Source organism: Providencia sneebia DSM 19967 (assembly GCF_000314895.2).
Lineage (GTDB): Bacteria > Pseudomonadota > Gammaproteobacteria > Enterobacterales > Enterobacteriaceae > Providencia > Providencia sneebia.
The window spans coordinates 3,381,266-3,403,855 of record NZ_CM001773.1; the positions used below are offsets into that span (position 1 = coordinate 3,381,266).

Annotated in this window: 13 protein-coding genes, 1 tRNA gene, 1 rRNA gene, 3 pseudogenes and 2 other annotated features; of the genes and pseudogenes, 8 read left to right on the plus strand and 10 right to left on the minus strand. The window is 36.7% G+C overall.

Translation table 11 applies throughout. From position 1 onward, the window contains the following. The first annotated feature begins 312 nt into the window (after nt 1-312). From treR to OO7_RS14000, 5 genes and pseudogenes are all read left to right on the plus strand, one after another. The gene (gene treR / locus OO7_RS13980; RefSeq protein WP_008916581.1) at nt 313-1,287 is read left to right on the plus strand and encodes a trehalose operon repressor TreR; all 975 of its coding nucleotides are present in this window, start codon (nt 313-315) and stop codon (nt 1,285-1,287) included. 121 nt (nt 1,288-1,408) lie between these two features. Next, nucleotides 1,409-2,830, plus strand: a complete 1,422-nt coding sequence (gene treB, locus OO7_RS13985) for a PTS trehalose transporter subunit IIBC (RefSeq protein ID WP_008916582.1) — start codon at nt 1,409-1,411, stop codon at nt 2,828-2,830. A 30-nt stretch (nt 2,831-2,860) separates the two neighbouring features. Continuing rightward, nucleotides 2,861-5,599, plus strand: coding sequence for a glycoside hydrolase family 65 protein (locus OO7_RS13990; protein WP_008916583.1), 2,739 nt, complete (start codon nt 2,861-2,863; stop codon nt 5,597-5,599). Then, a pseudogene (gene pgmB, locus OO7_RS13995) lies at nt 5,592-6,238 on the plus strand (beta-phosphoglucomutase). The gene OO7_RS13990 and the pseudogene pgmB overlap by 8 nt, the downstream one beginning before the upstream one ends. 105 nt (nt 6,239-6,343) lie before the next feature. Then, complete coding sequence (locus OO7_RS14000; RefSeq protein ID WP_008916584.1) at nt 6,344-7,732, plus strand: carbohydrate porin; 1,389 nt, start codon at nt 6,344-6,346, stop codon at nt 7,730-7,732. Nucleotides 7,733-7,782: 50 nt separating this feature from the next. Here OO7_RS14000 and cysH read toward each other — a convergent pair whose 3' ends face one another. Genes cysH through cysJ form a run of 3 tightly spaced genes read right to left on the minus strand, consistent with a single transcriptional unit; the run spans nt 7,783 to nt 12,049 of the window. Beyond that, nucleotides 7,783-8,517 (minus strand): phosphoadenosine phosphosulfate reductase, encoded by a 735-nt coding sequence (gene cysH / locus OO7_RS14005; RefSeq protein WP_008916585.1) that lies wholly within the window; start codon nt 8,515-8,517, stop codon nt 7,783-7,785. Continuing rightward, a complete protein-coding gene (gene cysI / locus OO7_RS14010; RefSeq protein WP_008916586.1) occupies nt 8,514-10,244 on the minus strand; it encodes an assimilatory sulfite reductase (NADPH) hemoprotein subunit in 1,731 nt (576 codons plus the stop codon). Before cysI ends, cysH begins: the two co-directional genes overlap by 4 nt. Beyond that, entirely contained in the window at nt 10,244-12,049 is a 1,806-nt protein-coding gene (gene cysJ / locus OO7_RS14015; RefSeq protein WP_008916587.1) for an NADPH-dependent assimilatory sulfite reductase flavoprotein subunit, read from the minus strand. The genes cysI and cysJ overlap by 1 nt, the downstream gene beginning before the upstream one ends. A gap of 237 nt (nt 12,050-12,286) precedes the next feature. Between cysJ and queD the strand changes: the two genes are divergently transcribed. Next, the gene (gene queD, locus OO7_RS14020; protein ID WP_008916588.1) at nt 12,287-12,649 is read left to right on the plus strand and encodes a 6-carboxytetrahydropterin synthase QueD; all 363 of its coding nucleotides are present in this window, start codon (nt 12,287-12,289) and stop codon (nt 12,647-12,649) included. A gap of 34 nt (nt 12,650-12,683) precedes the next feature. On the opposite strand, the gene queE is transcribed toward queD, so the two are convergent. Next, nucleotides 12,684-13,355: a 7-carboxy-7-deazaguanine synthase QueE gene (queE, locus tag OO7_RS14025; protein WP_008916589.1), complete on the minus strand. Its 672-nt coding sequence runs from the start codon at nt 13,353-13,355 to the stop codon at nt 12,684-12,686. A gap of 164 nt (nt 13,356-13,519) precedes the next feature. Between queE and OO7_RS14030 the strand changes: the two genes are divergently transcribed. Continuing rightward, nucleotides 13,520-14,896 (plus strand): amino acid permease, encoded by a 1,377-nt coding sequence (locus OO7_RS14030; RefSeq protein WP_043892735.1) that lies wholly within the window; start codon nt 13,520-13,522, stop codon nt 14,894-14,896. Between the two features lie 87 nt (nt 14,897-14,983). Here OO7_RS14030 and OO7_RS14035 read toward each other — a convergent pair. The 3 genes and pseudogenes from OO7_RS14035 to OO7_RS14045 all read right to left on the minus strand — a co-directional run bounded on the left by OO7_RS14035 (nt 14,984) and on the right by OO7_RS14045 (nt 17,650). Further along, a pseudogene (locus OO7_RS14035) lies at nt 14,984-16,041 on the minus strand (aminotransferase class I/II-fold pyridoxal phosphate-dependent enzyme). A 15-nt stretch (nt 16,042-16,056) separates the two neighbouring features. Beyond that, entirely contained in the window at nt 16,057-16,449 is a 393-nt protein-coding gene (locus tag OO7_RS14040) for a hypothetical protein (RefSeq protein ID WP_008916592.1), read from the minus strand. Between the two features lie 13 nt (nt 16,450-16,462). Continuing rightward, nucleotides 16,463-17,650 (minus strand): NAD(P)/FAD-dependent oxidoreductase, encoded by a 1,188-nt coding sequence (locus OO7_RS14045; RefSeq protein WP_008916593.1) that lies wholly within the window; start codon nt 17,648-17,650, stop codon nt 16,463-16,465. 514 nt (nt 17,651-18,164) lie between these two features. On the opposite strand from OO7_RS14045, the pseudogene OO7_RS14050 reads away from it, so the two are divergent. Continuing rightward, nucleotides 18,165-18,954 (plus strand): annotated as a pseudogene (locus tag OO7_RS14050) (endonuclease/exonuclease/phosphatase family protein). A gap of 88 nt (nt 18,955-19,042) precedes the next feature. Here the strand turns inward: OO7_RS14050 and glsA are convergent. The 3 genes from glsA to rrf form a co-directional block, all read right to left on the minus strand. Beyond that, entirely contained in the window at nt 19,043-19,978 is a 936-nt protein-coding gene (glsA, locus tag OO7_RS14055) for a glutaminase A (protein ID WP_008916596.1), read from the minus strand. A gap of 1,002 nt (nt 19,979-20,980) precedes the next feature. After that, nucleotides 20,981-21,057: transfer RNA gene (locus OO7_RS14060), tRNA-Asp, on the minus strand. A 56-nt stretch (nt 21,058-21,113) separates the two neighbouring features. Then, nucleotides 21,114-21,229, minus strand: a 5S ribosomal RNA gene (gene rrf, locus OO7_RS14065). A 158-nt stretch (nt 21,230-21,387) separates the two neighbouring features. Further along, nucleotides 21,388-22,260, minus strand: a sequence feature (23S ribosomal RNA rRNA prediction is too short). 10 nt (nt 22,261-22,270) lie between these two features. After that, nucleotides 22,271-22,583, minus strand: a sequence feature (23S ribosomal RNA rRNA prediction is too short). Nucleotides 22,584-22,590: the final 7 nt, after the last annotated feature.

Consider the following 22,590-nt stretch of genomic DNA (forward strand, 5'->3'; position numbering starts at 1 on the left):
ACTGTGATTAATTTAAGATAGGCCTGATATGAGCAAAGAATATTAATTGGAAAAACAGATATAAAACTCAGTTTTCTATTATAAATAACCCCTTAATGAATGAATTAATTTTCAATCAGTTAATGTGTAAATTCAAACTGTATTCAAATGACGAAATAATAAAGTTTAGTAACTTAATTTAGATTTAATCCGTAAAATGAAATAACTTATTTTGTTTAAATACTTTGAGAAAAATGCGTTAAACTAGTACCGTGAGCTGAAAATAAAAATTAACTGAATGTTTTAAATTGGATATTAAATTAAGATAAAAACATGATAGATCAAATTGATAGCGATAAAAAAAAGCTAACCATTAATGATATTGCAAAGTTATGTGGCGTTGGAAAATCTACAGTTTCTCGAGTCATTAATAACGATCCGATGGTCAATGAAGATACCCGTAAAAAGGTTAATGAAATCATTGAAAAATACCAATTTACGCCCTCAAAATCTGCACGTGCAATGCGCGGATATTCAAACCGTTCGTTCGGTATTATTATGACTCGATTAGATTCTTATGCAGAGAATCAAGCTGTTAGTTCTATGTTACCCATCTTATATCAAAATAATATCGACCCAATTATTTTAGAAAGCCAATTTAAGCCAGAAAAAGTTGAAGAACATTTAAAGATGCTAGAGCATCAGAAAGTTGATGGCATTATTTTATTTGCGTTCTCAGGAATAGATGCAAATAAACTCAAAAGCTGGCAACAAAAAATGATTGTCATTGCACGCCCTCTTGCAGGTTTTGTCTCAATTTGTCACGATGATGATCGGGCAATAAAATACCTCATGCAATATTTTCATGTTGAAAAAGGCTACCATAAAATAAATTACATCGGTATTTACACAAAGGATGAAACAACTGGGCTTCTTCGCTATAACGCATATTTAAATTACTGCCAACAACACAATTTAATCCCCCACGCTCAACTTGGTGAACTGAACTATCAAAGCGGTTATCTGCTCACTGAAGAAATATTAACAACTTCACCTCAAGCAATTTTATGTGCAACGGATTCATTAGCGTTTGGTGTTCAAAAATATCTATCAGAGAAAAACATTACTCATATTGATGTAGCGTGTGTTGGACGTAATGATTTGCTCACATTCCTCTTTCCACAAACAACCTTCTACCGATTAGGCTTTAGAGAAAGTGGAAAAGAAGCAGCTAATACTTTGATTAAAATGCTAAAAACAAAGATCACCCCACAAAATATTATTATCTCTAGTAACGATTTAAATTAGTTATAGAGTTACTAAACAATTATTACTTGTGATCTACCTCTCGCTATGGGAACGATCCCATTAAATTATGCAAAATAAGACGATATATTAAAATTATTGAAACTATTGCGAGAAAGTTAATATGCCCAGTGCTAAAGATTTGCGAACGATTGACGAGCTCATTGCACTCATTGGTGGTAAGGAGAATATCACCAGTGTTTCTCATTGTTTAACTCGGCTACGCTTCGTTCTTAGTGACCCTAATAATGCAGATGTTGAAAAAATACAGCAACTTCCATTTGTTAAAGGTTGTTTTAATAACGCAGGTCAATTCCAAGTCATCATTGGTACCAATGTTGATCACTATTATAATTTATTAATCCAGCGATTAGAGTTAAAAGCTAAAAGTAAAGATGAAGTTAAATCTGATGCCAAAGTTAATATGACTTTTTGGCAAAGAGCTATTTCAAATTTAGCTGAAATATTCGTCCCATTACTGCCAATTCTAATTTGCGGTGGTTTACTTTTAGGTTTAAGAAATGTGATTGGTGAAATGCCAATTTCAGATAATAAACCATTAACCTACTTTTATCCTTGGCTCAAACCTATTTATGATTTTCTTTGGTTGCCTTGTGAAGCTATATTCCACTTTTTACCTGTTACCATTTGTTGGTCTAGCGCCAAAAAAATGGGTGGAACACCATCACTTGGTATTGTGCTAGGAATAACATTAGTTTCACCACAATTAATGAATGCCTATAATTTAGGTGTACAAATACCTGATGTTTGGGATTTTAGCCTATTCACTATTTCTAAAGTCGGCTATCAAGCTCAAGTAATTCCATCTATATTAGCAGGTCTATTCCTCGGCTGGTTTGAAACTAAATTACGTCGCTATATTCCTGATTATTTAAAACTTGTGATTGTTCCTATTGTGACATTAATTATTTCTGTCTTTGTTGCACATGTTCTTTTAGGCCCACTAGGACGAGGTATTGGTAATGGTATTGCTGATATCATTAAATTATTAATGCTTGGTGATTTTGCGCCTCTTGGCTCAGCCATTTTTGGTTTCCTCTACTCACCAATGGTTATTACTGGCCTTCACCACACCACACTCGCAATTGATATGCAAATGACACAAAGTTATGGCGGAACACCAATATGGCCAATCATTGCGTTATCTAATATTGCACAAGCCTCTGCTGTTGTTGGCATTATTATTGTCAGTCGTAAGAAAAATGAGCATGAAATTACTATTCCTGCTGCAATATCAGCTTATTTAGGTGTAACAGAACCTGCCATGTATGGTGTTAATTTAAAATATGGTTTCCCTATGCTTTGCGCAATGGTTGGCTCAGCATTAGCAGGTTTAATTTGCGGTTTAAATCATGTTTTATCAAATGGAATTGGTGTTGGCGGATTACCGGGTATTTTATCTATACAACCAACTTATTGGCTAATTTACTTATTTGCCATGTTTATTGCTTTTGCGGTTCCTATCGGATTAACAGTGCTTGTTTACAAATATAAAGAGAAAAAAGGCACGTTACTGGTTAATTAAATTATATCACCCCAATATTTAAGGTTTAATATGAATTATTTAGTGATTAACTTCTCAGATACTCACTTATCTGCAATATATAACAATAATGAACGTCATTATCCGTTTCATTTATTTCATCAAAGTTATCATGATTGGTTAGATGTTATAAAAAAAATAAATAGTGATTATTTGGATATTATCGGTGGTGTTATCAAAGCACTTCCTCAACATAATAATCCTGATTATAATCACTATGCACCTTTCTCTGTGAAAACATCAGATGGGAAAGTAATTAATCTGCCGAATTTATTTAGTGAGTTAGTTAATAAACCATTTGTTGGGGAAGTCTCAAATGAATTAGCTTCTCAACAAGCTATTTTACAGGCATTAAAAGAGAAAGAAGAGCATTTTAATTGGTCAATTGAATATGCAGGTTTATCTTCAGGTAAAGAAGAATATTGTCATGAATCTTTATTAACCGTTGCTAACGGTTATATTGGGTTACGCGGCACGCTTCCTGAAATGACAATTAGCCATGATTATTATCCGGCAACTTATATTGCGGGATTATACAATCAAGCTGAATCTCAAATAGGCGATCACAATGTTGTTAATGAAGATTTCGTCAATGCACCTAATGGGCAATTTATTGCACTAAAAATAGGCCAAGGTGATTACCTTCTTCCCCATAATTTAACAACATTAAGTTTGAATCGCGATTTAGATTTAAAAACGGGCGTTTTAACGGCTAAATGGGTTGTTCAAACTAAAGATGGTAAACAACTGATTATTAACAGCCTTAAATTTGCCAATATGGCAGATATGTCTTATTACTGTATTCAGTATCAATTTACTCCACTGAACTTCTCAGATGAAATAACCGTCATTACAAAATTAGAAGGTGATACCTATAATTCAGGTGTTGAACGCTACAGAAGCTTAAACTCCCATCATTATGATGTATTATCATTAACTGCTGAGAAAAATAGTGCCAATCTTCAAGCCCAAACGCTTCAATCTAAAATTGGTATTAGCTTATCATCACATATTCAAGGTGATTTCTTCTCACCACAAGATATTGTTTGCACTATATCTGATTCAGTTATTGAGCAATCAATTACTTTTGCTGCCACCGAAGGCCACAGCTATACATTAGAAAAATGTGTCGCTATCGAAACATCAACAGCTTATCCTGATAGCTGGAATAAATTTGTCCCGCGTGAATTTCCTTCCTTACAATCTCAACTAAACGCCAGCCAAAATGCATGGCAAACATTGTGGGAAAAAGCAGATATTGTGGTATCAGGCGATTTGATGACACAAAAATTATTGCGCTTACACACCTACCATTTACTTTCATCTGCTTCACCATTTAGTAATGAAAAAAATCAGCTAGATGTTTCTGTGACAGCAAGAGGGCTACACGGAGAAGCTTACCGTGGCCATATTTTTTGGGATGAGCTCTTTATTTTTCCTTTTTATATCATGCATTTCCCAGAAACTGCTCGCCAGTTACTGCTTTATCGCTATCATCGCTTAGATGCCGCTAGGTTGGCAGCGCAAGCAGAAGGCTTTCAAGGTGCAATGTTCCCATGGCAATCCGGTCTTGATGGAACAGAGCAAACTCAAGTTTTACATTTAAACCCACTTTCAGGCCAATGGGATCCCGATCATAGCTGCCGCCAGCGCCATGTGTCTCTTGCGATTGCTTACAATGTTTGGCTTTACTGGTGCAATACGCTTGATAATGCGTTTATGAAAGATTATGGCCTGGAGCTTCTCAGCGAGATCACGCTATTTTGGATCAGCCAAAGCCAATGGGACAACCAAGATCAGCGTTACCATATCAGTGGCGTAATGGGACCTGATGAATTTCATGAGAAATATGCAAATTCAACAGAAGGTGGCTTAAAGGATAATGCTTACACCAATATTATGGTGGCTTGGCTCTTCAATGAAATTTCGCGCCTTTATGATCAAAATAGTTTTACTGATGCCTTAATCGACTTAGGTATCAATAGTGAAGTTATAACGAAAGTTAAAGAAATAAAAACACAATTAGCTATCACATTAAATCAAGATGAAGTGATTGAACAGTTTTCAGGTTATTTTGATCTCGAAGATCTTGATTGGGATGGTTATCGCCAAAAATATGGCAATATTTATCGAATGGATAGGATCCTTCGCAAAGAAAATAAATCAGCCGATGATTTTAAAGTTGCGAAACAGGCCGATACCTTAATGTTATTTAATAACTTTGATAAAGATGCCATAAAATCATTAATAGAATCATTAGGTCATTCTGTTTCAGAGCATTTTGCAGAAAAAAACCTGCATTATTATCTTGAGCGCACATCTCATGGTTCAACGCTTTCACGTATTGTCCATGCATATCTTGCTGAACAAATACAACTCCATGATTTATCATGGAAACTTTATCAAGAAGCGCTCTACTCAGATTATAATGATGTGCAAGGCGGGACAACTGCGGAAGGGATTCATACTGGTGTCATGGCTGCAACACTCAATACCACCATTATGGCTTATGCAGGTGTTGATATCCGAAGTGACCTTCTACATATAACGCCAGCTTTACCAAAACAATGGCAAGCACTTAGCTTTACATTATCTCGTCGTAATGCGCTATATCAAATCAATATCACGCATGAACAAATCACCATTATTTGTGATAAAGATAATTCATTATTAATTAATAATAAAAATTATCAACTCACAGCAAATAATTCTTTAACAATTAATTTAAATAGGAATAACAATAATGTTTAAAGGTCTGATATTTGATTTAGATGGTGTGATTGTTGATACTGCTGGATATCATTATTTAGCATGGAAGAAACTTGCTAATGAAATAGATATTGACTTCGATGAAAAATTTAATGAATCCTTAAAAGGGATTAGCCGAATGGAATCATTAAATAGAATCTTAGAACATGCTAATAAACAAAATTCATTTTCAGAAGATGAAAAAATCTCATTAGCTGCACAAAAAAATGAATATTACATAGAATTACTTAATTCTATAACACAAGAAGATATATTACCTGGGGTATTGAATTTAATTCAACATGCCAAAAAATGTAATATACCTTGTGTTATTGCATCAGCTTCTCAAAATGCACCAACAATATTAAAAAATTAGGGATCGAACATTATTTTTTTGCTATTGTTGATCCGCTAACATTAAAGAGAGGAAAACCTGATCCAGAAATTTTCTTAAAAGCAGCCGATGTTATTGGTGTGCCGCCACATCTTTGTGTTGGTTTTGAAGACTCAATTGCCGGAATACAAGCACTTAAGCTTGCGGGTATTTATGCGATTGGTGTTATTGCTGAAGGCCCTTTGCCTGAAGCAGATAAAGAAGTTAATTCACTAAATGAAATAGATGTACATTCATTAATTAAATAATTATTTATCGTATGCCTTAATAGGCTTAACAACGATCTATCTTAACGTATTATGGGTATAACTAAATACTAAGGTTATACCCATTTATATAAATAGGAATAAAGAATGAAAGTAAAACTATTAGTAACCTTAGTTAGTTTAGGGATGTTTCTTCCAATAATTACACAAGCTAATACAAAATCATTAACAATAGAACAACGATTAGAAATATTAGAACAACGAACTCTCGCCGCAGAAAAACGCGCTGAAATTGCAGAAAAAAAAGCAGAGCAATTAGAAAAGACTTTAATTACAAATCAAACTCAGGCACCCACAATCGCATCTCAACCAATTGCCACCACTAATAACACCCCCCAAAACATTATTGAAACAAATAGCCAATATGGAAAACTAAAACTTTATGGTGATGTTGAATTCAATACTGATATTGCAAGTAAAAAAGGGCAATTAACGTCACTGAATACACAATCAGGTAAAAATAAAGATTTCGGTGATTATGATAAATGGGATATTAATGGTCGGATCTTAATTGGGTTAGATGGTGAGCGTGTTTTAGCTAATAATAATTATGCTGGTTTCTCAGTTCAACCTTTGGCTAATATAGATGGCAAGGTTGGTTTAGATGACGCTGCATTTTATTTTGGAAAAAAAGATAATTGGCAAATTAAATTGGGGCGTTATGAAGCTTATGATATGTTCCCACTTAATCAAGATACTTTAATAGAATATTCTGGTAATACCGCTAATGATATTTATAGTGATGGATTTGGCTATATTTATATGATGAAAGAAGGTCGTGGAAGAACTGATAGCGGCGGTAGTATGATGTTTAATACTGCTTATGATAATTGGTATTTCGAAACCAATTTCTTAATTGAAGATGGTACGAGTATTTTCGATGATGGTGAATACCATGGCCGTAGCCAAATTAATAAAAAGAATGTTATCTATGTTCGCCCAGTTGTTGCATGGAATAAAGACAACTTTACAGTTGCCGCAGCATTAGAAAGTAATGTTATTAATAATGCTTATGGCTATGAAGATAAAGATACAGGTAAGTTTAAAAATCAGTCTAAACGTAATGGTTATGGCTTGACTTTAGGCTGGGATAATTTAGAGCAAGACCCAACTAATGGGGTTGCGGTGAATTGGAGTACAGCTTATTTAGATGCCAATAATGAAACTGATTTCACCACTGGTGCTAACGTATTATGGAAACGACTACAGTTAGGCTATATCTATGCGCATAACGATATTAAATCTTATGCCTTAAATTCTGAGAATGATATCAATAATGAAATTATCTTTGGACCAGGAAAATATGACATCCATACACTTTATACTTCTTATGAATTACCCGATATTCTCGATATAGATAATTTTAAAATCTATCTTGGTGCTTATTATTCCACGATTGATGGCAAAGATATTGATGTGAAAGATAGTGATAAAGATAGATATGGTGCAAGAGCTAGATTTAAATACTTCTTCTAATCAATTTAGTTAACTTATTAAATAGCCAGAAAATATCTGGCTATTTGTCATTAACCTTCATGAAGCCCACACTCTCTTTTTAAGCCAAAAAAGCGCGTATCTTCTTCATTCATTCCGGGTTCCCATTTACGAGTTGTATGTGTATCACCCACAGATAAGTAACCTTGCTCCCACAATGGATGATAAGGTAAATCATGTTTTGTTAGATATTCATAAACTTGTTTATTATTCCAATCAATAACGGGTAATACTTTAAAAATACCTTTACCTATTCCGAGTACGGGTAAATTTGCGCGGCTCCCTGATTGTTCCCTGCGTAAACCGGAAAACCAACTTTGTGCATTGAGTTCTTTTAACGCGCGATTCATTGGTTCGACTTTATTCAATTGGTTGTATTGCTCAATTCCTTCAATACCTTGTTCCCATAATTGGCCATAAACTGCCTCTTGCCATGCTGGAGTCAAAGCAGAACGATAAACCTTTAAATTTAAATTCAACCGCTCTGATAATTGTTCAATAAAACGATATGTTTCAGGAAAAAGATAACCAGTGTCAGTCAAAATTACCGGAATATCTGGGATCACCTGAGTTACCATATGCAAAGTTAAAGCGGCTTGAATGCCAAAACTAGATGACAATACAAACTCAGCAGGTAAATGCTCTAGCGCCCACTCTATACGCGCTATTGCACTTTTATTTTCTAACTGAATATTAATTTGAGATAAATATTCAACCTGCTGCTGTTTATCCAATTCCAGCAATTCTGCTAATTCAAGCTGGCTCATACTGCCTCCTGCACCTCATAAAAATCAACCGCCGAATTAACCACAGGTTTGATAACATTAGTGCGAATGAGATAATCCCCAAAGCCTTCTTGCGGCTCTCTTTCTTTTGCCCACGCCCCAATTAAAGAATCTAAAATAGATAAAATTTGAGCAGAGCTGATATTTTCTTTGTACATCCGTGGAATTCGCGTTCCAATAAGATTACCACCTAAATACAAGTTGTAGCGATCAAGAGCTTTACCGACTAACCCGACCTCCGCCAACATTGCTCGCCCACAACCATTCGGGCATCCTGTTACGCGCAATACAATATGCTCATCACTCACGCCATGTGATGCCATGATGCTATCAACTTTATTGATAAATTCCGGCAAAAATCGTTCAGCTTCCGCCATTGCTAGCGGACATGTAGGAAAAGAGACACAAGCCATTGAGTTTTCACGTTGAGGCGTGACTTCCTCGCTCATTAATCCATGTGCTCTCGCAATGGCTTCAATATGATCCTTTTCTGTTTCAGGAACACCTGCCACAATTAAATTTTGGTTTGCCGTTAAGCGAAAATCGCCTTGATGGATTCGCGCTATTTCAGCAACGCCGGATTTTAATGGCTTATTTGGTAAATCAATCAAACGACCATTTTCAATAAATAAAGTGAGATGCCAGCGATCATCAATGCCTTTCAACCAACCAATTTGATCGCCTCTTTGGGTAAATTCATAAGGACGAATCGCTTCAAAAGTGATCCCTGAACGGCGCTCAACTTCTCGTTTAAAGACCTCAACACCAACACGCTCAAGTGTGTATTTTGTTTTCGCATTTTTGCGCTCAGTTCGGTTTCCCCAGTCGCGTTGTGTTGTCACAATAGCTTCAGCAATGGCTAAAGTGTCTTTTAAATGAATAAAACCGAATTCACTGGCTAGTCGCGGATAAGTTGCTGTATCACCATGAGTCATGGCAAGACCGCCGCCCACCAGCACATTAAATCCAATTAATTTCCCATCCTGAGCGATGGCAATAAAATTCATATCATTGGCATGCAAGTCGACATCATTCAATGGCGGAATGACGACCGACGTTTTAAATTTTCTCGGCAGATATGTTTGCCCTAATATTGGTTCTTCATCTGTTGTTACCACTTTTTCTTTATCTAGCCAAATTTCAGCATAAGCACTGGTACGAGGAAGAAGATGCTCTGAGATTTTTTTAGCCCACTCATAAGCTTGTTGATGTAATTCTGATTGAACCGGGTTAGAGGTACATAATACATTACGGTTTACATCATTTGCAGTTGCTAATGAATCAAGCCCAACATGACTCAGCATTTGATGCGCTGGCTTCACATCACCTTTTAAAATGCCATGAAATTGAAATGTTTGACGATTTGTTAAACGTACACTGCCATATAATGTGTGCTCAGAAGCAAATCTATCAATATCTAACCATTGTTTAGGTGTAATAATACCACCGGGTAAACGGCAACGTAACATCATGGCATGGCGAGGTTCTAATTTCTGCTCTGTACGTTCAGCCCGAATATCACGATCATCTTGCTGATACATGCCATGAAAACGAATCAATAGAAAGTTATCGCCTTCAAAACCCCCCGTCAGACCATTTTTTAAGTCTTCTTTAATTGTGCCGCGAAGATAGTTACTGTCATATTTCATTCTTTCACTATCAGCCAGTTTGCCCTCGACGACCAAAGGCCCGTGTTTTTTATCATTCATTAGTAGACATCCCTCTGATAACGTCGCTCAACACGCATCTCACTTAAAAATTCATCCGCTGAATCACTATCCATATTTCCATATTGACTAATAATATTTAATAAAGCCTGCTCAACATCTCGCGCCATATGATTCGCATCACCACAAACATAAATATGTGCGCCCTCTTCTATCCATTTCCACACTTCTTCGCCTTGCTCTGCTAATTTATCTTGCACATACACTTTCTGTGTCTGATCACGCGACCAAGCTAAAGAAATGTTGGTCAGTAATCCATCTTTGACGTAACGCTGCCACTCCACTTGATAAAGGAAATCTTCAACAAAATGTGGGTTACCAAAAAATAACCAGTTTTTACCTGATGCATTATCATTATCACGTTGCTGCATAAATGCGCGGAATGGCGCAATGCCTGTTCCGGGACCAATCATAATAATGGGCTTAGTGGGATCTTGCGGAAGACGAAAATTATCATTGTGTTCAATAAAAATACGTAGCTCATCGCCTTCATTTAGGCGATCAGCCAGAAAGCCTGATGCACCACCCGTTCTCGCTCGCCCATCAATATCATAACGAACAACACCAACGGTGAGATGAACCTCATCTTCAGATTCAGCTTGAGATGATGCGATTGAGTAAAGTCTTGGCGTCATAGGTCGAAGAATATCAACAAATTCCTGTGCAGATGGCTGTGCAGCGGCCTGTCTTACCATGTCAACAATGGGAGTATTTTGAGCAAAATGTAAGATAGCAGGTTTATCACTCACTAGCCCTAGCAAAGCATCATCTTTAGAAAGTTGAGCATATTTTTCTACAATGATTGATGTATTTTGTGTTAACTCAAGATGATGAGTTAAAGCTTCACGTAGCAGATAAGTCTGTTCAGCAACAGTAACTTGCTCATCCCCTGTTAACCAAAGTAAATTAATTAATTCATCAACAAGCTTAGGATCATTATCAAACCAAACACCTAGCGCATCTCCCGGCTGGTAACGTAAGCCAGAATCCCCAAGATCAATCTCAATATGGCGAATATCCTTGAGTGATCCACGCCCTGTGATCTTTTGATTACTTAACAGCGAAGCCGTTAACGGGGCTGTTTTTGTATAAGGCGAAGTGTGAATTTCATCAATACTTCCAGTTTGTGTTGCAATTAATTGCGCATTGCTCTGCGTTGGCACTCTTGCTTTTAGTAGCTGAGTTAATTCTTCAACCCAAGCTTTTGCAATCTCTTGATATTCGACATCCGCATCAACGCGTTCACGCAACACTTTAGCGCCTAATTGCGATAGCTGTGCATCAAAATCTTTACCTGCTTGGCAAAATTTTTCGTAAGAAGAGTCACCTAAAGCAAAAACAGCATAAGAAGTGTCCGTTAATTTTGGTGCTTTTTTAGAGTGCAAATATTTGTATAACGCTACTGCTTCTTCAGCAGGCTCACCTTCTCCTTGAGTTGATGCCACCAGCACCAGCACTTTTTCTTGAGCAATTTGCTTAAACTTATAATCACCTGCATTAACTAAATTAACATTCAATTTTTCGCTAATTAAACGATCTCTTAATTGCTCTGATAAGCGGCGCGCATTCCCCGTTTGCGAAGCTGAAATAATGGTAATGGTTTCATCCTGAGGTACGGCAGGACTAACGGGCGCATCAACCACAGAACTCTGGTCTATCTTTCCCCATAAATAACCCGATAGCCAAGCAAGTTGATGTGATGAAAAATCACCAACCGCAGTCTGTAAACGAGAAAGTTGCTCCGTTGATATAGGCAGTGCCGATATTGGCGCCTGTTTTTTTGTCATTATCCTGTAACCTCAATATCACTTATCAATAATTACTATCCCGATAGTTTGTCAGGTTATAACAACCTTACATAACGAGATAAGAAACTATAACCATAACTAATAGCAAAAAAGCCTAATGAAAATAGCCAATAAATCATATCGATAAAATTGGTTAACTATTATTTGGTAAATTAGGGTGCTTGGAGTGAAAAATACAGTAGAATACACTGCTTTTAGATTAAAAGGGGGTTGATTATGATCACAAGTATCTATAAAGATTTTCGTTTTGAGGCAGCACACAAATTACCTTACGTTCCAGAAGGTCATCAATGTGGTCGCCTTCATGGTCATTCTTTCATGGTAAGACTGGAATTAACAGGCAAAGTCAATCCAAATACTGGCTGGTTGATTGACTTTGCTGATGTTAAACAAGCATTTAAACCTATATTAGACCAACTCGATCACTATTATTTAAATGATATTGAAGGGTTAGAAAACCCAACTAGTGAAGTTTTAGCAAGTTGGATTTGGCATAAAACCAAACCCCTCTTACCATTATTAAGTGCCGTTACAGTGAAAGAAACCTGTAATGCTGGCTGTGTCTATCGCGGCGAATAAACTCACTATTGATGGCCGTGATCATCACGGCACGTCAAGCGATATTCAAATATTTATGTGTTTGAATTGAAAGACGCCAATTTCGAGCAATACAAGTATCAATGCACAATTTAGTTGCGGATGCTTTTTGGCTAATCGGTTGTAATGCAATGATAGGTTCAGCGCCTTCTGTCCGCCTTGCCAGCAAACTCTCTAACTGTTCAATATCTCTTTCTCGCGCAACAGGATGCTTAATCTCATTCGCTCGATTGATTGATGTTGTTAAAACCTCTAATCCACCTTTCATACCAACTTTAGGAGAAACTGTTACCCAAGTCTTACTTGAACATTGAATAGGATAAGTACCACTCGTTTCAATTTGGCACTGATAACCATATTCTTCGAGTGTATTTGTTAAAACTGTCAGATCATAGATACACGGCTCCCCCCCAGTAATGACGATATGTTTTGCCGTGTAGCCTTGTTGTTTCATGAGATTAACTAACTCTTTTGCATCCGCTAAAGCCCATGTATCGACATCTAAATTTTTTAATGCAATATCACCCAGTGTTGTTTCTTTGTCGTGCTCTTTTTCCCAAGTATGTTTTGTATCACACCAGCTACATCCAACAGGACAGCCTTGTAAACGGATAAAAACAGCAGGCACACCGGTGAAAACACCTTCCCCTTGCAATGTTTGAAAAATTTCATTTATTGGGTATTTCATAACTCTCTCTAGCAATGTCAGCTTAGTGCATATTATATTGCAGATTCTATCCCGCAAATAACACTCTTTATGGTAATGTAACCAACTTAGGTTCAATCGTGCGGATCATAATCATAAAAAACCGAAACAATATTCGGTAATAGCAAGCAAAGACAGGAAAAGCCATGCAAAGTAGTAAAACAAATCAACTCAGAAAGGGATTGAGTGTCAGGCATATTCGATTTATGGCCTTAGGCTCCGCAATAGGAACGGGACTCTTTTATGGTTCAGCATCAGCAATCCAAGCGGCAGGCCCTGCTGTTTTAATTGCCTATATGGTAGGTGGTGCAGCCGTTTTTATGGTTATGCGCGCACTGGGTGAAATGGCGGTTCATCAGCCTGTTCCCGGCTCTTTCTCTCATTACGCTAGCCATTATATGGGACCACTCGCAGGATTTTTGACAGGCTGGAACTATGTTTTCGAAATGCTTGTTGTTTGTCTTGCTGATATTACCGCATTCGGTATGTATATGGGATTTTGGTTCCCTCATGTAGAACAATGGATATGGGTTCTTAGTATTGTTCTATTTATTGGAGCGCTCAATTTATGCCATGTCAAAATCTTTGGTGAAATGGAGTTTTGGCTATCCATTGTCAAAGTTTCTGCCATTATTGCCATGATTGTTGGCGGAGCATTTCTGATGTTCTATGGCTTTGGTAAAGAAACTGGCCATGAAGTGGGTATTCAAAATCTTTGGGAACATGGCGGGTTTATGCCTAACGGCATAGCTGGCGTGATAGCTTCTCTTGCCATTGTCATGTTTGCATTCGGCGGTATTGAAGTTATCGGCATTACGGCTAGTGAAGCGCAAGATCCGGAAAAAACAATCCCTAAAGCAATAAATGCGGTACCAATTCGTATTTTGTTATTCTATGGATTAACGCTATTTATTTTAATGTGCATCTATCCGTGGAACCAAATTGGGCAAAATGGTAGCCCATTTGTACAAATTTTCTCCAGTTTAAATATCGCCTCAGCTGCCAATATTCTAAACGTAGTTGTTATTACCGCCGCAGTCTCCGCTATCAATAGTGATATTTTTGGCGCGGGCCGCATGATGTATGGTATGGCGCAAGATAATCAAGCCCCTAAAGCCTTCACTAAACTAACACGTAATGGTGTGCCATGGGTTACCGTGTTAGTAATGTCAGTTGTCATGCTGCTTGGTGTATATCTCAACTATTTATTACCTGAGAAAATTTTCGTTATTATTGCCTCAATTGCCACATTCGCAACTGTCTGGGTTTGGTTGATGATCTTACTTTCTCAAGTCGCTATGCGTAGAAAAATGAGTCAGGAAGAAGTCAAAAAACTGAAATTCCCAGTACCTTTCTGGCCAATAGGACCTGCAATTACTATCGCCTTTATGGTATTTGTTATCGCGTTACTCGGCTTTTTCAAAGAGACACAAGTTGCACTTATTGTTGGCTGTGTTTGGGTTGTCATGCTCACGATTGCATTCTTTATTATGCGAGCATTTCAAAAAGCGAAAAAAGCGTAAAAATCAAATAGCGGTTATATTTGAATAAAGACGACTCAACCCCAGTTATTTATAATCTAAATAACTGGGGTTTGTTTTGCATTAAGTTTATTTCAAGGCTTGTTCAATATCAGCAATTAAATCACGAACATCTTCAAGCTCAATTGATAATCTAATCAATCCGTCATTAATACTATAATAATGCCGCTCTTCTTCCGTATAAGTAGAATGTGTCATACTTGCAGGATGCTGAGCCAATGATTCACAATCACCTAAACTTACTGCTCGCGAAAATACATTAAGACGAATATAAAACCTTGTCATGTGTCTGTAAAAATTCAGCAATCATTTGAGCATTTTTAACTATTCTTTCCATTCTTACTGGCAATGTTTTCATTCCACGAATAATTAAGCTTGCGTCATGAGGAGATGGACAAGCACCAGTCATATCCTTTAATCCAACTAGCCTAATTTGTTCGGCAATCTCATGATTAGTGATAATTGCTCCCACAATGACATCACCTGACCACACATATTTTTTATCAGAGAATGAATAACAATATCGCCACCAAATATTAATGGTTTTTGTAAATAGGGAGTGCAATAAGTATTATCTACCACCACAAAAATATTATGTTGCTTTGCTATATGGCTAATCACTAGTATATCAATCAAGCGCATATTTGGATTTACAGGTGATTCAAAAAGATTGCTCGAGTATTTTCGTTGATTGATTGGACAACAATATCAGGATCACTCATATCAATATGGCGCACTTTAACTCCAAATCTTTCAAGACCATTATGAAAGAAGGAATAAGTACAACCATAATCAGTCATATCGACTAACAATTCATCACCAGAATTCATTAAGGAGCAAAATGTTGATGTAATCGCCCCCATTCCTGATGAGAAAACAATAGCTGCGTCACCTTTCTCTAAATCAGCAATTCTTTTTTCTAATAAATTTAATGTTGGATTATTAATTCTTGTATAAATATAACCTAACTTAGCACCACTAAAATATTCACCACCTTCCTCTTCACTACTAAATGAATAAGTTGCTGTTTGATAGATTGGTGGTACTAATGAACCATTATTTTCACTTTGATTATAAAAACTATGTATTATTTGGGTATCAAAAGCATAATTTCTAGACGAACTCATACTCCCTCCTATGTTTTATTCCTCTTGTGATTTCGGTAGTCGAGAACCTATAATTTGTAATGTTCGAAGAACAACGGCTAATCCACGTAATGTCTCTTTATTTTTCAATAAACTATAAATGGAATAAAGATTATAAGATTTATCTTCATAAGCTGTTTCCATTCTTGCCATATTATAAGCAGTTCCTAATTCCCAAATAGGCGATAGCGTATCCTCAAATGAGTTAGCTAATTTCTCAACTGTTCCTGTATCTAAAATATCGACTAAATCAGAAACCAAGGAAACTAAATCAACAATATTATCTAAACGATTTAATTGTAATAACGGAGCAATTTTATCAGCCAAATGATCTGCTGAATCTGAACTGAGTAATTCAACCAACTTCGCTTGTGTATTTTCATTAGACATGATGGACCTCCTATTACACTAAACCACGAATTGCTGCCCAATAAATTCCTCTATTAAAACCATTTCTAAGCAATCCTCCTAATTTAGTTGGAGGAGTAGGAATAACATCATGTTTATAATCATATTGAAGAGGCATGCCTAAATTTAATCCCATTTGTGCAACTGCCTGAACACGGCCATCATAAATTGCAGCAGGATATCCATAAATTAATTCCCCACAAATATTATCAGCAATAATTGCCGCTTGGTTATGACAACTTCCGCCAGCTTTACTTATTGGTAAATCGACTGTATCACCAATAACATAAACACCATCTACGCCATAAACTTGCATAGTTTCATGGTCAGTCGGTAACCAACCTTCTCCATTTTTATGTTCACTTAAATCTGTATTAATAACGGCTTCTACAGCAGTAATTGGTGGCGTACTGATTAAAATATCAAATGGCTGTTCTTCACCTTCCTTGGAATAAGCAATTTTTTTATCCGGATCTACTTTGTTTAAAGTAAAACCCCTCTGCGCTTTGATATTTCTAATATTAAATATTTCAGGAATAGCTTCACAAACAGGTTGTTGTAAAAATAGACAATTACGTAATAATTGAGAGACCGTAGGATAGGTATAGACGATTTCAATATTATCTCTAACACGACGTTTCCGTAAAAAATCATCTAGCATCAATGTTGTTTCCATTGGAGCAATACCACATTGATGAGGAACATTTGGTGTTTCAGGAAAAGAAACTGTAATAAATATTCTTCCCTTTTCTATTTTTGATATTTGGTCTGCAAGTTTTCGAGCTGGCTCATATGCATAAAAATGATTCCCTACTTCTTTCAAACCTTCAATTCTATCAGGGCGTGGAACACATCCTGTAGCAATAACCAAATAGTCATAATTTAATATTTTTCCAGTTTTTGATTGTATTTTTTTATTTTTAAAATCAAATAATTCTATTTTATCTATCACTAATTCAATTTCAGGTCTTAATAGAGAGCGTTCAGGTCGACTTAATTCCTCTTTAAAAAAAAGATTAAATGCAACATACATGAATGCGAGTTTATAATAATGTATCGGATTATCTGTCACTAAAGTAATCTTGATTTTTTTAGAAAAAATATTTTTATTTAATTTTCTAGCAAGAACATTAGCTAACATTGTTCCGCCAGTACCACCACCAACTATAATAATATGTTTCATTTATCCACCACTCACTTAAAATATGATTATCTATATAACAAATGAAAATATAAATATAGCTCATGATTATAAATAAACAATTTTTAAAATGACGTTAAAAAAATAATTTAATTTCTAATGTAAAAGTAAATATAAACACAATAAATTATTGTATTTATCACATCATGTTATTAAGTACCTCTCACTATTTCTATAAACCATCCAATTAACAACTCTTTTTAAGATGAATTTGCAAAAATACTACTCAATGGATAATAATCAATTAATGATTCATTTCCATTATAAAAAACATCAATAAGCGAATATATTACACACTAAAAACCACGTATTAAGTCATGATAACTTATCGTAACTGTCAATTTATTTCCAATCTCAAACAGATAAAATGCCTAGATCTGTGTTTTAACTTAATATCTAAAATTTAGGCCCAACTTGGTAAGATATAATAGAGGAGATTTGGTATACTACAGACATGCTTTTTTGTTCAAACACTCTTTCTGTAGGAATATGAAACGTGGCGAAAAGAACCTATTCTGTTAGATATATTGCAGGTCAGCCCGCTGAACGTATTCAACCAATGCCAGCACACCTGCTTGGGAAATCTCTCCCCATCGGAATACCTTTGTTCGCAGCTGGAGATACATTAGATGTGGTGACTTGGAATATCTATAAACAACAACGCCCTAACTGGAAAAACGTTTTAGGTCAGCTTGTAAAGAAAAAAATTAATCCTTTTACAAGAAGCCCAAATGTCTCCTGAGCTGGTCACTTTTGCGGCTCATCGCCAATTAATTGCAGACCAAGTTCCTGCTTTGCCTTTTTCATCTCATCCAGCAGGTGTCATGACACTAGCAACTGCACACCCTATTTATTGCTGCCCTTTAAGAGAAAAAGAACCATTACTGCGTTTAGCAAAATCTGCATTAATTACAGTTTACCCTTTACCAAATGGTAAACATTTAATGGTGGCTAATGTACATGCTATAAATTTTAGCTTTGGTGTTGATGTTTATACAAAACAATTAGCTAAACTTGGTGAACATCTTGCTAAACATATTGGCCCGGTCATATTAGGTGGAGATTTTAATGCATGGAGTCGCCAAAGGGTAAATGCCTTAAAACGGTTTATCCGAAGTGTTGGGCTAAGAGAACTCATCTATGAAAATGATCAACGAACTAAAGCATTCGGTCGACCTTTAGATTATATGTTTTATCGTGGATTAAAAGTAAAAGATAGCCACATCATGGTTACTGATGCTTCAGATCATAATCCCATCATTACTCAATTCGATTTAATTAATTAAGTTGTATTCATTCATCATCATTGCTATTTAATATCTACGATAAGTTAATTCAATTCAACTTATCGTAGGATAATCAGCAAAATAATAACTAATTACATTTATACAAGTTATAACCTAATTCCTTTGCAACAGATGCAACCATTTTTTGACCTCTTACACTATTTCCTATTGCATCCAATGGGGGAGAAAAAGCAGCTATCGCCATTACGCCCGGTATAATTGTCAAAATACCTCCACCTACCCCACTTTTGCTAGGTAACCCGACATTATATGCCCAACTCCCCGAACTATCATACATACCTTCCATTGTCATTTCTGCAAGTATACGAGGACAATTATCACGACTTAATACTTGTTCTTTTGTAATAGGGTTTATACCACCAGTTGCAATAGTGGCCCCCATTATGGCTAATTCTACAGTCGTAATTAACGTCGAACATTGTCGTGTATAAACGTCATAGGCTTCTGCTGTATCACAATACAGATATCCTGCAGAATACAGTAGCCAAGCAATACCGCGATTATGAAAGTTTGTCGTTTGCTCAGATTGATTTAACTCCTCTGAAAGAAATATATCTTTTGAAGCTAACTTCTGCTGCATAGTAAGAATTCGTTGCCAACGTTCGTCTATTGATTGTGCTTTAATAATGCTTGTTGTAGACATAGCTCCTGCATTTACTAATGGTGATAACGGTTTATCCCCATGAAGCTCTAATGCCATTACAGAATTAAAAGGCAATCCTGTTGGGCTGGTTCCTATTTTTTCTTGGATTGCGTCAGCACCAAAATCTTCTAATGCTAACGCTAATGTACAAACTTTTGATATTGATTCTATTGCAAAGCGATATTGAGCATCTCCAGTAGAAATAATATCACCTTGTACTGTTACGACAGCCAATGCACAAAGTTGACTGTCTATATTTGCTAAAAAAGGAATATAATTTGCGTTTTCTCCGCCAACTTCTCGACTAAAAGCTTGATAGGCATTATCAACTGCGGTTTGAATTTCAGCTAAATTAATCATTATCGTAGTTATCCTTTAATCAATATTATTAAAGTGAAAAAATACAATTACTCGTTATTCTTCTTATATTAGATGGATAATTAACCAGCATTCAATTTAATTCTCTTAAGATTAAATATTTGAAGTTTAATTTCATATACAGAACTAAATTAGTTAAAAATGATGATGAAGATAAATTTGAATAGAATTAAAATCTAAACAAAAATAATGTTTTTATTTGATGATTACATTTATGCATTCAAAATAAGAATAATTATTTCAAATAAAACATAATCAAATTATGTCATATTTAAATGCTCTTTATATGAACAACATATTGAATTTAATGTATTTAACAAAAACTTTAAATTTTATTTCTGAGAATAAAGGTATAACCAAAGCTTAACGTCATTTTGATATTACAAAATAACTGGTTAAATGATATAGAAAAGAAATGATTTTTAATGAAAAGAGTAAAAGCGTAATTGATAATAAGCCTTATGTTGAGATCTCGGCTCGAGTAATAACAGAATATAGCAAAAAATTAATATCTATTTCATTTCAGACAATAACTTATTGTTTGATATCTTTAATTCCACTGCATGAAAATATAATGCAGACGTTGTTGTTATGCCATGCAAAAATTATAATTCTCTACATTAAAAATGTTAGAAAAACTGCCTTATATTTTTATCTGTATTACAGCATTACAGCATTACAGCATTACAGCATTACAGCATTACAGCATTACAGCATTACAGCATTACAGCATTACAGYATTACAGYATTACAGYATTACAGYATTACAGYATTACAGYATTACAGYATTACAGYATTACAGTATTACAGTATTACAGTATTACAGTATTACAGTATTACAGTATTACAGTATTACAGTATTACAGTATTACAGTATTACAGTATTACAGTATTACAGTAAAATAATTTCTCAACTAGTATTGCTAGCTCACTATTTTTTATGCATAAAAAACGCCATGCTATTAACTAGCATGGCGTTATAAGTGGCGGAACGGACGGGACTCGAACCCGCGACCCCCTGCGTGACAGGCAGGTATTCTAACCAACTGAACTACCGCTCCACTCTATTCTTCGCCTTTCGGCTGCTTATCWCATTGCAATAAGCCTTTAATTTAATGTCTGGCAGTTCCCTACTCTCACATGGGGAGACCCCACACTACCATCGGCGCTACGGCGTTTCACTGCTGAGTTCGGCATGGGGTCAGGTGGGACCACCGCGCTATTGCCGCCAGACAAATTCTGTTTTATTCCCGTTATGCCATTTCCTGACCTAACCAGAATACCAATCCTGAACAAGCTGCTGTGTCCTTCACCTTTCGGCTTCTCACTCACATTGAATCAACGTCATCTCTCATCTCGAAAACACCTTCGGTGTTGTCAGGTTAAGCCTCACGGTTCATTAGTATTGGTTAGCTCAACGTATCGCTACGCTTACACACCCAACCTATCAACGTCTTAGTCTTAAACGTTCCTTTAGGACTCTTAAAGAGTCAGGGAAGACTCATCTCAAGGCAAGTTTCCCGCTTAGATGCTTTCAGCGGTTATCTCTTCCGCACTTAGCTACCGGGCAATGCCATTGGCATGACAACCCGAACACCAGTGGTGCGTCCACTCCGGTCCTCTCGTACTAGGAGCAGCCCCTTTCAATCTTCCAACGCCCACGGCAGATAGGGACCGAACTGTCTCACGACGTTCTAAACCCAGCTCGCGTACCACTTTAAATGGCGAACAGCCATACCCTTGGGACCTACTTCAGCCCCAGGATGTGATGAGCCGACATCGAGGTGCCAAACACCGCCGTCGATATGAACTCTTGGGCGGTATCAGCCTGTTATCCCCGGAGTACCTTTTATCCGTTGAGCGATGGCCCTTCCATTCAGAACCACCGGATCACTAAGACCTACTTTCGTACCTGCTCGAGTTGTCACTCTCGCAGTCAAGCTGGCTTATGCCTTTGCACTAACCGCATGATGTCCGACCATGCTTAGCCAACCTTCGTGCTCCTCCGTTACGCTTTGGGAGGAGACCGCCCCAGTCAAACTACCCACCAGACACTGTCCGCATCCCGGATAACGGGACGACGTTAGAACATCAAACATTAAAGGGTGGTATTTCAAGGTTGGCTCCATGCAGACTGGCGTCCACACTTCAAAGCCTCCCACCTATCCTACACATCAAGGCTCAATGTTCAGTGTCAAGCTATAGTAAAGGTTCACGGGGTCTTTCCGTCTTGCCGCGGGTACACTGCATCTTCACAGCGAGTTCAATTTCACTGAGTCTCGGGTGGAGACAGCCTGGCCATCATTACGCCATTCGTGCAGGTCGGAACTTACCCGACAAGGAATTTCGCTACCTTAGGACCGTTATAGTTACGGCCGCCGTTTACTGGGGCTTCGATCAAGAGCTTCTCCTTACGGATAACCCCATCAATTAACCTTCCAACACCTGGCAGGCGTCACACCGTATACGTCCACTTTCGTGTTTGCACAAAACTCTGTTTTTAATAAACAAATGCAGCCCGCTGGTATCTGCGACTGTCTTTATCACCATCCGCAGGGGACTTCACATAATGCCACCAAGACTTCTCCCGATGT